Origin of the sequence: Rhizobium sp. BK650 (assembly GCF_014195325.1) — a bacterium.
Taxonomy (GTDB): domain Bacteria; phylum Pseudomonadota; class Alphaproteobacteria; order Rhizobiales; family Rhizobiaceae; genus Rhizobium.
Map to the genome: position 1 here is coordinate 25,172 of NZ_JACIBK010000014.1, position 11,870 is coordinate 37,041.

Annotated in this window: 8 protein-coding genes and 4 pseudogenes; 10 read left to right on the forward strand and 2 right to left on the reverse strand. The window is 59.4% G+C overall.

The window, feature by feature from the left end:
* The first annotated feature begins 461 nt into the window (after positions 1-461).
* From FHX15_RS26085 to FHX15_RS31835, 5 genes and pseudogenes are all read left to right on the forward strand, one after another.
* Positions 462-1,367, forward strand: coding sequence for a PhnA-like protein (locus tag FHX15_RS26085; RefSeq protein ID WP_184401266.1), 906 nt, complete (start codon positions 462-464; stop codon positions 1,365-1,367).
* Positions 1,368-1,439: 72 nt separating this feature from the next.
* The gene (locus tag FHX15_RS26090) at positions 1,440-1,943 is read left to right on the forward strand and encodes a ferritin-like domain-containing protein (protein WP_184401267.1); all 504 of its coding nucleotides are present in this window, start codon (positions 1,440-1,442) and stop codon (positions 1,941-1,943) included.
* A 76-nt stretch (positions 1,944-2,019) separates the two neighbouring features.
* Positions 2,020-4,170: a catalase C gene (gene catE, locus FHX15_RS26095; protein ID WP_184401268.1), complete on the forward strand. Its 2,151-nt coding sequence runs from the start codon at positions 2,020-2,022 to the stop codon at positions 4,168-4,170.
* A 656-nt stretch (positions 4,171-4,826) separates the two neighbouring features.
* Positions 4,827-5,123 (forward strand): hypothetical protein, encoded by a 297-nt coding sequence (locus tag FHX15_RS26100; protein WP_184401269.1) that lies wholly within the window; start codon positions 4,827-4,829, stop codon positions 5,121-5,123.
* Between the two features lie 131 nt (positions 5,124-5,254).
* A pseudogene (locus FHX15_RS31835) lies at positions 5,255-5,370 on the forward strand (IS6 family transposase); the annotation flags it as partial.
* A gap of 405 nt (positions 5,371-5,775) precedes the next feature.
* On the opposite strand, the pseudogene FHX15_RS26110 reads toward FHX15_RS31835, so the two are convergent.
* Positions 5,776-6,129, reverse strand: a pseudogene (locus tag FHX15_RS26110) (LysR family transcriptional regulator); the annotation flags it as partial.
* On the opposite strand from FHX15_RS26110, the pseudogene FHX15_RS31605 reads away from it, so the two are divergent.
* From FHX15_RS31605 to FHX15_RS26125, 5 genes and pseudogenes are all read left to right on the forward strand, one after another.
* Positions 6,029-6,289, forward strand: a pseudogene (locus FHX15_RS31605) (type II toxin-antitoxin system VapB family antitoxin); the annotation flags it as partial. The pseudogenes FHX15_RS26110 and FHX15_RS31605 sit on opposite strands and share 101 nt — an antisense overlap.
* A gap of 20 nt (positions 6,290-6,309) precedes the next feature.
* Complete coding sequence (locus FHX15_RS31610) at positions 6,310-6,456, forward strand: hypothetical protein (RefSeq protein ID WP_312861924.1); 147 nt, start codon at positions 6,310-6,312, stop codon at positions 6,454-6,456.
* Positions 6,456-6,617 (forward strand): annotated as a pseudogene (locus FHX15_RS31615) (type II toxin-antitoxin system VapC family toxin); the annotation flags it as partial. The gene FHX15_RS31610 and the pseudogene FHX15_RS31615, both read left to right, overlap by 1 nt.
* Before the next feature lie 1,057 nt (positions 6,618-7,674).
* Positions 7,675-9,252, forward strand: coding sequence for an MFS transporter (locus FHX15_RS26120; protein ID WP_184401270.1), 1,578 nt, complete (start codon positions 7,675-7,677; stop codon positions 9,250-9,252).
* 20 nt (positions 9,253-9,272) lie between these two features.
* Positions 9,273-10,445 (forward strand): HlyD family secretion protein, encoded by a 1,173-nt coding sequence (locus tag FHX15_RS26125; RefSeq protein ID WP_246779089.1) that lies wholly within the window; start codon positions 9,273-9,275, stop codon positions 10,443-10,445.
* A gap of 384 nt (positions 10,446-10,829) precedes the next feature.
* Here the strand turns inward: FHX15_RS26125 and FHX15_RS26130 are convergent, their stop codons facing one another.
* On the reverse strand, positions 10,830-11,870 hold the full coding sequence (locus tag FHX15_RS26130) for a PAS domain-containing protein (protein WP_184401271.1): 1,041 nt from the start codon (positions 11,868-11,870) through the stop codon (positions 10,830-10,832).

The window sequence follows — 11,870 nt, forward strand, 5'->3', positions numbered from 1 at the left end:
TCGAAACACGACTCCTTGCAGAATAATGCATAGAGCTTGATGAACGGGAACTGCGATCATCGCAAGTTAGCTCGCTGCTCCAGCGAATCGCCCAAACATCTCATTGACACTCCTCCAGCGTCAAAGAGCTCGATCAGCATTTTAACCCGCTAACTTGGCTGACGCAGTGCGGTGATGTCCCTTACTTGCGAGACGAACTATGGCTTTGCCGCTTGGGATCTGGCGTGTCTGCTGCCGACGCAGCGTCCGTGTCCTATCGCCGCCGACGTCACGGTCTCGCGTGAGTATAGTAGCCTACGACCTCGTGTCCCAGCGTGGAGCAGCAATCTCGGAGTCGCAGCTTGCAGGCGGGGTCGGTGCGCAATGCGACAAGTGCAGTGTCACACGAGGTGGGAACATTCTGTCCGGATCTAAGTTAGCACCGCACTCACGAGGTCGTGAAGAAGAAGAGGGGAGCCAAGATGACAGAGCCAGTTTCGACGATCGCTCATGTACATACGCGCGACGAAAATCCTTACCTCAATGCTGCCTTCAACAAGGTGTCCTGGGGGTCGATATGCGCAGGGGTCGCCGTGGCACTGGTGGTGCAGCTTCTGCTCAATCTTCTCGGCGCAGGCATCGGCGCCGCGGTCATCGACCCGGCTGCGAACGACAGTCCGAGCGCCAAGATGCTTTCCGTCACAACGGCGGTGTGGTTTGTGGTCAGCGGCCTGATCGCGTCCTTCGTCGGCGGCTATATTGCCGGCCGCCTGTCGGGGCGTCCGGTTCGCTCAACCGGCGCGTTGCATGGCGTGACGTCATGGGCCGTTACAACCCTTGTTGTGGTGTACCTGCTGACAACATCCGTCGGCGCACTCGTCGGCGGCGTCTTCTCAGGTCTCGGTGGCATCGTATCCCGTGCGGGCTCGACGGTTGCAACGGCCGCGACCACCGCTGCCCCGGCTCTTGCGACCGCAACCGACCCGATGGGAGGTATCGAGCGAAACATCCGTGACGCAAGCGGCGGCAATGATCCGGCGGCCCTTCGCGATGCTGCGGTTGCCTCCGTACGGGCTGCGTTGACCGGCGATCAAGCCAAGGCCGAGGAAGCGCGCAATCGCGCAGCCGACGCTATCGCCAAGGCTCAGAATATCCCCCTCGATCAGGCCAAACAGCAGGTCGCCCAGTATGAGCAGCAGTACAATGACGCCATCGCCAAGGCTAAGCAGCAGGCGATCGAGGCCGCACAGACGGCCGCCACGGCGTTTTCGGCAGGGGCGATCCTCGGCTTTATCGCTCTTGCCGTCGGTGGCATCGCCGCCTGGATCGGCGGGGCTATGGGAACGGCGCACGTCGGACGCGACTACGAAAGCGATGTGGCGCGATGATGCAACGACGCAGCGCCTCGACCCATTAACCCTTCACTTAAACACCCACCGTTCCAATAAAGGATACGACGCATGGCTACCACGAAGACACTTGACGACCTGTTCCTGGACACCCTTAAGGACATCTATTTCGCTGAGAAGCAGATTCTGAAGGCGCTGCCCAAGATGGCGCGCGCCGCCGATTCCGAAGAGGGCAAAGCAGGTTTCCTTCAGCACCGTGACGAGACGCAGGGCCAGATCAATCGCCTCGAGCAGGTATTCGAACTCCTCGGCAAGCCGGCGCGCGGAAAGACCTGTGAAGCCATCGAAGGCATCATTGCCGAGGGCGAAGAAATCATGGAGGAGTTCAAGGGGTCCCCAGCCCTCGATGCCGGCTTGATTTCGTCAGCCCAGGCCGTCGAGCATTACGAGATCGCCCGCTACGGCACGCTCATCGAGTGGGCAAACCAGCTCGGCTTGAAGGACGCCGTGCCGCTCCTGCAGGCAAACCTCGCCGAGGAGGAGGCGGCAGACGAGAAACTCACGCAGCTTGCCAAGGCATCCGCGAATGCCAAGGGCAAGAGCAAGGCTGCCTAGAGCAGTCGCGTCTTTGGGAAGGCCGTCCATGGGGCGGCCTTTTTGATATCGACCATCATCATCAACGGGGACACTCATGGCTAAACGAACCGCACGAGCCTCGGGCTCGACAGCCTCTACCGACACCGTCACGATACACGACCAGCAGCTTCACCGCGGCGCTGGGGGCGAGCTTCACCAGGTCGCCGGGGACGGCGCCGACGTGCTGACGACCTCTCTGGGCGGGCCGGTCGCCGACGACCAGAATTCGCTTCGCGTCGGGGCCCGCGGACCGCTGCTGGTCGACGACTTCCATTTCCGCGAGAAGATCTTCCACTTCGACCACGAACGCATTCCGGAACGCGTCGTGCATGCCCGCGGCTATGGCGCGCACGGTTTCTTCGAAACGTATGAATCCTTGTCCGATGTCACCCGCGCCGACATCTTCCAGCGTCCTGGCGAGAAGACGCCCGTGTTCGTGCGCTTTTCAACCGTGGCAGGCAACAAAGGATCCGCCGACCTCGCGCGCGATGTGCGTGGTTTCGCCGTGAAGTTTTACACGCAGGAAGGCAACTGGGACCTCGTCGGCAACAACATCCCCGTCTTCTTCATCCAGGATGCGATCAAGTTTCCCGACATGGTGCACGCCGCCAAGCAGGAGCCGGACCGAGCCTTCCCGCAGGCGCAGACGGCTCACGACAACTTCTGGGACTTCATCAGCCTGACGCCGGAAAGCATGCACATGGTCATGTGGATCATGTCGGATCGCAGCATCCCGCGTTCCTTCCGCTTCATGGAGGGCTTCGGCGTCCACACCTTCCGGTTCGTCAACGAGAAGGACGAGTCCACGTTCGTGAAGTTTCACTGGAAGCCGAAACTCGGTCTTCAGTCGGTCGCATGGAACGAGGCCGTCAAGATCAACGGCGCCGATCCCGACTTCCACCGTCGAGACCTTTGGCAGTCGATCCAATCCGGGAACTTCCCCGAGTGGGAACTCTGTGTGCAGCTCTTCGATCAGGGGTTCGCCGATACTTTCGACTTCGATGTCCTTGATCCGACGAAAATCATCCCCGAGGAGATTCTGCCGGTGAAGCCGATCGGTCGTCTCGTGCTCGACCGGATGCCGGACAATTTCTTTGCCGAGACCGAACAGGTCGCGTTCATGACGCAGAACGTACCTCCGGGGATCGACTTCAGCAACGATCCGCTGCTCCAGGGCCGAAACTTCTCCTATCTTGACACGCAGCTCAAGCGCCTAGGCGGCCCGAACTTCACGCATCTTCCGGTCAACGCGCCGAAGTGTCCCTTCCACAACTTTCAGCAGGACGGCCACATGGCGATGCGCAACCCGGCCGGCCGCGTCAACTACCAGCCGAACTCCTTCGGAGTCGGACCCCGGGAGTCGCCGTCGGCCGGCTATCGGCACTTCCCCGCAGAGGAACAAGGTCAGAAGGTGCGGCTGCGTCCGGAAAGTTTCGCCGACCACTACAGCCAGGCCCGCCAGTTCTACATCAGCCAGACAGGTGCTGAGCAACGGCACATCGCCATGGCCCTCACCTTCGAGCTCAGCAAGGTCGAAACTCCGGCGATCCGCCAGCGGATGGTGTCGCACCTGATGAACATCGACGAAACGCTCGCCACGACGGTCGCTCAGAAGCTGGGCTTTCAGTCGATGCCGAAGCCAGCGGACGCGGCGATGCCGACCAGGCAGGATCTGGATGCTTCGCCCGCGCTTAGCATCGTGAAACGTGGACCGAAACGCTTCGAAGGCCGCAAGCTCGGAATCCTTGTCGCCGACGGCGTCGACGCCAAATTGCTAAAGGCTCTGACTGAGGCGATCACGAAGCAGAAGGCGGTTTTCGAAATCATCGCACCGAAGGTCGGCGGGGTGACCGCGTCCGATGGAAGCTGGATCGACGCTAATCACATGATCGATGGCGGGCCGTCCGTCCTGTTTGACGCTGTTGCGCTTTTGACCTCGCATCAGGCGATCGAGGATTTGGTCAAGGAAGCGACCGCCCGCGACTTCGTTGCAGATGCTTTCCAGCATTGCAAGTACATCGGCTACGATCCGTCCGCTCTGCCGCTCCTCGACAAGGCTGGCATCTCCGCCTCCCTCGATGAAGGCACGCTTACGCTCAAAGACAACAAGGAGATCGCGGCTTTCGTACAGGAGCTCGGCAAGCTTCGGGTCTGGGGCCGTGAACCTTCGATCAAGCTCGGCAAGGCTTCTCCTTCGGTTGTGTAAGAACTTAAGGGGCGCGGTTACAGCCGCGCCCAAAAAACGATGCCTTCGGGTACCGGTTTGGCGCAGGAACCGTCTCTTCCTGCCGGCGTTTTGATTTCCGGCAGAGACGAAGATGGATCAGCAAGAGTACAGCTGGATAAGTCGCCGTGCGGATGAGATCTATATGAGTGGTCCTTTGAAGGCGCTGCTCGGCGTGATAGCGGTAGCACGGTACCAAACCGTGCCAAGATAGCCAGCCCTCGTGCCGAAGCGGAGCGCCGACCAGCAGGACCGGGCTGAGGTCGTCGCTAGCGGAACCGATCGCTATCAAGACAGCGTCCAGCAGTGTATCCTGGCCAAGCAGATCGTCGATGGCATAGCCTGAGATGCAGAGTTCCGGAAACACCATGAGAGCAACATCGTTGGCCGTGCCCACGCCGGGCGAGGTCCAGAACCGCCTCCGCATTGACCGCGGGATTGGCGACTTCGCAATCCGGCGTGCAAGCGGTGCATCGGGACGAAACCGTGGCCGTACGGCGCATGAAACTCCATCTTGTCCCTCAAGCAGCTTTATCCAAACTCAGAATGTCGGAGCGAAACGCCTGAAGCTTCCAGCAATTCCCGGAACAGTCGCTTCCCAGCGAAGTTAAGCTGCTCAAACGCCGTAGGAGGCCGCTTTGCCGTACGTCATCGAAATTCTTCTGCCTGTTACAGAGAAGTTCGCGCAGCAAACACTGGATGGTATCCGTAGCGAGCTGACGGATCTATTCGGCGGAGTGACGGTTTACGCCAATGCGCCGGCAGAAGGGTTGTGGAGCAATGGCGGCGACACCGAGCGCGATCGCATCGTGGTCGTCGAGGTCATGACAGAGCAGGTAGACCGTCTGTGGTGGGCCGACTATCGCAAGAGATTGGAAAGGCAGCTGTCACAGGCCGAGATCGTCGTACGCGCGACGAATATTGACCGGCTGTAGCAGCAAAGGAACGGCCACATTCACCATTCGCTATCACGCATCTCATGAGCAGTTTTCGCCAAGCGAGCTCCTGCTGTATGTGAAACAGGCAGAAAACGCAGGTTTCCAGGCGACAGTGACGTCCGACGGCGATTTCACGTTGTCTGTGGCTGTATTTCCGGTTTCCGTTGAGCCTGCGGTTGGTCGAGGAAATACTGTCGGAGCTAGGCATTGTCGCGTCTCACGCAACGATCCGGCGATAGGGCCGTACATTCGAACCGGCTTATGCCAAGCAGTGTGGCGGAAATATTGGCTTTGGCGTGCCGTTGACCAAGACGGCTACGTTCTCGTTCAGCTGGGATTTCAAAGCTTCGCAACAGCGGCGAACTCGTCGAATGCAATGGGACCAGGATGCCTCCACCCCGCGTCCCACCAGCACCCGGCAATCGTGCGAGCGCATTACACCTATTGCTGACTTGCCCAACGAACCAAAATTCAGTCAAAATTCCCCGCCGGTTCCTCGTTCTTCCCAGCCCATAGCGCGACCACTCTCCGCGCTATGAAGGATGCGGGGCCGGCACCATGCGTCCGTTCTTCACCTCGCATTCAGGTTCAATCCTCGAAAACCGTAGGAGAACCCGAAATGGTAGGTCCATGACAAAGAAAGAAATTAGATCTCCGGATAGGCCTCCGAAAAAGAGGCAAGGAGAGGTTCCAAGAGGATCGGCACGACGGCCCGCCGCACGGCCAACCTGAGTAGCCCCGACGGCTGCTGCCCCAGATCATAAGCTGCTCGGCTAGCTGCGACGAGCTCTTCGAAGGCCGGCTTGGCCCGTGAAAAGTAGCGCTCTCCTGCCTCAGTGAGAGCGACACTGCGCGTGGTGCGGATGAAAAGCCGTGCCCCCATCCGGCTCTCGAGAGCCCGGATGGCCTGGCTAACCGCGGACGGAGTCACCCCGAGCTCAGCGGCAGCGCGACGGAAATTGCGATGCTCGGCAACGCTCAGGAAGGCCTCGACGCCGTCCAGGGCAGGCTCAAAATCGCGTGTTGATTTTCAGCTTAGCGTTTCAATAAAAGGTAGATTTTGGAGTCCCCTCGTGTCCCTGAACATCAAAAAGCCGGCCACCGTCGCCCTTGCCGAGGAGCTCGCCCGCCGCCAGGGCATCAGCAAGACCGCCGCCATTCATCAGGCACTCAGCGAACGTCTGTGTCGCCTGGGCAACGCGATGCCGCCCAGGAGTGCCCGCCCGGCGAATTCCGCGCCATCCGCGAGCGCGTGGCGCGCCTGCCGGAGCTCGACAATCGCAACGACGAGAACATCGTCGGCTATGACGAGCACAGAATTCCGAACTGATGGTGATCGACACCTCTGCGATCGTCGCCATCCTGCGCAATGAGTCTGAGGCCGTCCGACTTTAAAAGGCTCTGGTTTCGGATCCGGTCCGGCTGGTGGCGGCGACCTGTATGCTCGAAGCGCGTATGGGGTTCGTCAGCCGGCGCGGCGAGCATGCCTTAGAAGCCTCAACATGTTCGGTTTCGGAGCTCGGGTCAATATTAGGCTGTGCCTGGCGGCGCCTCACGGCGAGCCGCTCGCATTCGCAGAGAATAGACAAGGCTTCCCTAGGGCTGGGAGCCTCAATTCACAATTGCCGAGGCGGATATGGGCACGCCGTGTCGTCAACCAGGCTTTATAGCATTGAGCCAAGGCAAGGACCATGGCGGCGAGGGCGCCGGGTATCCCTGCTGCGCTAATAAGCCATTTTAGAATCTCGAATCCGCTCATAAGCAACGCATGGCCTATGAATGGTTGTCGCCACTAACCCGGCCGGACTCGTGCCAGGCATCTTGCCGGATTGTCTGGCGGGACATTGAAGCGTCATTCGCTGCATGTGCGGCGGAAATCACGGAAGGGTAATGGTCGCGGGTGCGGCTCGGCTTGAACGGAGTGCGCGCCGTGTTCCATCGCTCACCCGCAGGAAGAAACCGACAAGGGAGCGGTAGAGTGCGTCCATCGCTTACTGCTCGAAGCGGAGATAAAACCGTGACCACAATGGACTACAAAGGCTATGAAGCTGTCGATGAGTTTGATGAGACGCCGGGATTTTTTGCGGCGAGGTCATCAATTGCGCGACGTCATCACCTTCGAGGGGACATCAGCGGGTGAACTGAAGCAAGCGGTCCGGACACCTGGCAAATACTTCATAGACGACGACTTGAACATTCCTCGCTGGGTTCGCTGCACGTTTATAGGGCATGCCCATAAGCGGTGAAATTTGGGCCGATTGACATTCTGAGCGCTCAAGGCATTGAAGGGCCTATCACCTTCGACGTGACGTCTCATTGGCTCCCAATGAGCTTTAGCCGGTAGGACGACAGTGTAAAGAACCGTGGGCGTCAAAGCTCTTGAAACCCACCAGCGTGCGTCGTCCCCCCGGGGCGCGCATCCCTTACTCGCGTCATCCTAGCAATTCGTCGCATCTTATACTAGCATCCAGCATTCGGTTGGCTTGTCCCTAAAATGCCACGCTATCTGGAACCAATTCCGAACTGGACGTCCGACGAGCGGCCGCGAATGGCAGGTTCGCCGTCGACGCCGTATCATTCGCCAGTGGTGAGATTGGCCTACGCTTTCGTGGGGGTGCTTGTTGGCATAACCGGCGGCCTCGGCAATGCTATGGTGTTGGCCAACCTGCCGCAGATTCAAGGCGAACTGGGGCTCACGCCGATCGAAGGCGCGTGGCTTCCTGCAGCCTGGGTGATGGTCAACGTTTCTTCCAACCTGATCCTGTTCAAGTGCCGTCAGCAATTTGGGATACGTCGGTTCGCCGAAGTCGGACTCATGGCTTACGTCCTGGCGACTGTTCTTCAGCTTGCCGCCCACAACTATTCGATGACCTTGTTTGCCCGCGCAGTGACAGGGTTCGCCTCGGCGCCCATCAGCGCACTGGCCAATTTCTATGTTATGCAGGCGTTCCCGAAGGCCAAGCTTGGAGCAGGCATGTGTATAGCTCTTGGCATTGGTCAGCTTGCGACGCCGCTCGCGTGGATACTGTCAGTACCATTACTCGATATCGGCGAGTGGCATGTGCTTTATGTTTTTGAGCTCGGCCTTGGTCTCTGTTCGCTCGCCGCCGTCTTCGTTTTGAAGTTGCCGCCGGGTATTCGGATAAAGGCATTCGAGCCTCTGGATGTCTTGAGTTTCCTCCTGATTTCCCCAGCCTTGGCGCTCATTGTCGCCGTGCTTGCGCAAGGCCGTGTTCAATGGTGGCCAGACCAGTCCTGGATGGCGTATGCGCTGATAACTGCTCTGCTCCTTCTTCTGTGCGCGTTCTATCTCGAGCATCACAGGCAGCGACCACTGGTTCGCACGCGCTGGCTAGGGACGGCTGGTACGATACGCTTCACCTTGGGGGCGCTGAGCATCCGGCTGCTTCTGTCGGAGCAGACCTATGCCGCAACGGGATTGATGCGGACTTTGGGAATGGGGCCTGATCAACTGCAGTCGCTTTATTCGGTGATATTCATCGGAACGCTGACAGGCACCATCGTCTCAGCCGTGCTTTTCGGACCTAAGACGGCGCTACCCCTGATCTCCGCCTCGGTCGTCCTGATCATCATCGGCGGGCTGATGGACCGGCACGCCACCAATCTGACCCGACCACACGACCTCTATGTGAGCCAGTTCTTTGTTTCTTGTGCTGCAGGTATGTTCATGGGACCGTTGCTTCTCTTCGGCGTCAATCGCGCTCTGGCAGAGGGTGCCGACCATATGGTCACCTTTATCGTGCTTTTTTCGATTACGCAGGGAATCGGGGGATTGGCGGGGCCGGCGCTATTTGCTACTTTTCAGCAATATCGCGAGCACGAATACTCGGCACTTATATCTGCCCATACCCAGCAGACGGATCCGGCCGTCGAATTGCGGCTTGCACTCCAGTCGCAGGTCTACAAGCACGTGATCACGGACCCTGCGCTTCGAAACGCGCTGAGCGTGGCCGCACTCTCACAAATCGCCACGCGCGAGTCGAATGTTCGTGCATACAACGACGTCATTGTCTTGAACACGATGCTGGCGAGCATTTTTCTCGCCTGGGCGATGACGCGCACTTTTGTCCTCGCGCGCGTCGCGGCAGGCTCCAGCACCGCCTGAATCGAAGGAGTCCACTCGAGATGAAAGATCGCGAGCCAGATGTTTTCGAAGAGCGGCCGTCGGTGCAACCGTCACGCGGCGCCCCTGTGGGTCTCGATCCGTCGCCTGATGGCGGCAAGACGCCGAACTGGCCCGGAGACGCGGAGGGTTCCGCAACGGAGGCGCAAGCCATTACTTTTCCGCCGAAAAAGTTGGCACCTAAGCCCCTGACAGTTGCCGCGATGCTTGTGGTGGCGGTGGCTGGCGTAGCCCTCATCGTCTTCGCATGGGGGCTGTGGCCCTTCACATCGAGCATCGTGACGACCGACAACAGCTTTATTCGCGGCAAGATCACTGTTCTTGCTTCGCAGGTGAGCGGCTATGTGGTCGAAGTGCCGGCACGCGACTTTCAAAGGGTTCGCACCGGCGATACGCTAGTCAGGATCGATGACAGAACCTACAGGCAACAACTCGAGCAGGCCGGGGCCCAGCGCGATCAGGCGATCGCAAACTTGGCCAACGTGGAACAGACGACGGCGCAAAATCGCGCGGAAATCGTGGCGCGCAGGGCGGATCTTCTGCAGGCTCAGGCTGAGCTGCAGCGAGCATCGGCGGATACCACTCGGGTAGAGGCACTCGGCCGCCAGGGAGTTACTCCACAAGCGCAGGCCGAGCAATCGCAGGCGACCCTGAGCGCCGCCAAAGCGGGCGTTAAGCGCGCCGAGGCTGCCATCGCGATCGCGGAGCAGACGCTGACATCCACAGAGGTTTCCAAACAAGGGCTTCAGGCGGCATTGCGGATGGCGGACGCGCAGGTCGAGGTCGCGAGCATCAACCTGTCGAATACGGTGATCACGGCTCCGAGAGATGGCCAAATCAGCGAGGCCTCGGTGCGTCTGGGGCAATTTGTGACGTCCGGATCGCAATTGATGTTTCTGGTGCCCTCGGACCTGTGGGTGGTTGCGAACTTCAAGGAGACCCAGACGAACGATATTCGCGTCGGCCAGCCCGTCTGGTTCACTGTCGATGCGCTCAATCGGGCGCGACTAACAGGCAAAGTCGAAGAACTATCGCCCGCAACCGGTTCCTCAGCATTTTGCGGCCCGATAACGCGACAGGAAACTTCACAAAAATCGTCCAGAGATTGCCCATTCGGATTGCTATCGATCGAGATCAGCCCTTGGCCGAAAGGCTGCGGCCTGGAATGTCGGTAGTCACACGTGTGGACACGTCGGAGCGGTAAACGCAGCCGGGACGGCATCCACCCACTCCACCGGTGATCCGCTTTTGCAACGCCCGCTTGTGACTTGAATAGGGCTGGCGAACACCGCGGCCGCCCTCGGCGGGGTGATCGTCAACTATCATCGTGTGATAGTCGAGCCTTCTTCACGGAAGGTGATCCAGGTCACCGTTACCGACGGGCGGCGACATCCGCCCCTTCCAACAATCAGGGCACGAGAATGCGGGCGTCGGCCCTTGCCCCTTGATCATGAAGCGCAGCCATCTCGCCACAATAGTTGCTGCGCTCTCATGGTGCAGGCGGTATGCGGCTTGACGTAACACCCGAGAAATCGTCTTTCATAGAAAAGGAGGGCCGGTTATGTTGCTGCCAAGTCTCTTGCCGATGGGATCTCAATGTCGATAAGCAGCCCTTCATCCGACCAGGTTTTCTGAAGTCGCCCCTTTAGCTGCTTTTCGACCAATGCCCCGACAATAACCGTGCCAAAACCGCGTTTGGCTAATGTAGGTGGAGGGCGCGAGCCGACCTCCTGCCACCGGATTTTAAACCCGGCGCCGTACGGCCTGGGCTTCCAACTGATTGAAAGTCTGCCTCGCGCAGCGGTGAGCGCGCCGTGCTGGGCTGCGTTTACGGCGAGCTCATGAAGCACGAGCGCTAGGGGCTGGACGACCGGCGCAGGCATTCTGATGTCCGGCCCCCCAAAAAAAGCGCGGGTAGCGGCGAAGGGCGTAACCTGCTGTCGTACGAGGTCCTCCACGGGAATGTTCGTCCATCCTCGCTCAGCGAGCAGGGTATGGGCGTGAGCGAGCGCACGAACCCGGTGCTGAATGGCGGCGGCATAAAGGGCTGGATCATCGGCATTGCTCAAGCGGACGATGCTGTCGACGATCGCCAGAACATTCTTGGACCGGTGGTCGACTTCCAGGAGGAGACGATGCTCGGATGCCTCCAGCGCTTCAATCCGCCGGTACTCTGTCATGTCGACTTGCGATCCAAAGAAATACAGGATCCTTCCGTCATCCCCATGGATGGGGCTGAGGTGCAGGCGGTTCCAGAATTGCTCCCCGCTTTTCTTATAATTGAGGATCTCGACGGTGATCTCATTCTCGTTGGCGATCGCGGCACGAATTTCGGCGACGGCGATCGGAGAGGTCGCGGGACCTTGCAGGAAGCGGCAATTGCGACCAAGCACTTCCTGCGCTGCGTATCCTGTCAGGTCGAGAAATGCCTTATTTGCAAGCACGATCGGCAGATCCGCTTTCAATGCGTCTGTGACGACCATCGGCATCCTGGTGCGTTCAAAAGCGATTGCCGCCAACTCTTTCCGATCGGATGAGGCTGCGTCTGACGATACCGAAGGCACATCTCCATGGAGTTTGTCTTTCGAATGGCGTGCCAT

Bases quoted from the DNA above. Each gene is read 5' to 3' on its own strand.
- FHX15_RS26085 (WP_184401266.1), top strand. From the start codon at position 462: ATGACAGAGCCAGTTTCGACGATCGCTCATGTACATACGCGCGACGAA.
- FHX15_RS26090 (WP_184401267.1), top strand. From the start codon at position 1,440: ATGGCTACCACGAAGACACTTGACGACCTGTTCCTGGACACCCTTAAG.
- catE (WP_184401268.1), top strand. From the start codon at position 2,020: ATGGCTAAACGAACCGCACGAGCCTCGGGCTCGACAGCCTCTACCGAC.
- FHX15_RS26120 (WP_184401270.1), top strand. From the start codon at position 7,675: ATGGCAGGTTCGCCGTCGACGCCGTATCATTCGCCAGTGGTGAGATTG.
- FHX15_RS26125 (WP_246779089.1), top strand. From the start codon at position 9,273: ATGAAAGATCGCGAGCCAGATGTTTTCGAAGAGCGGCCGTCGGTGCAA.
- FHX15_RS26130 (WP_184401271.1), bottom strand. From the start codon at position 11,870: ATGGCACGCCATTCGAAAGACAAACTCCATGGAGATGTGCCTTCGGTA.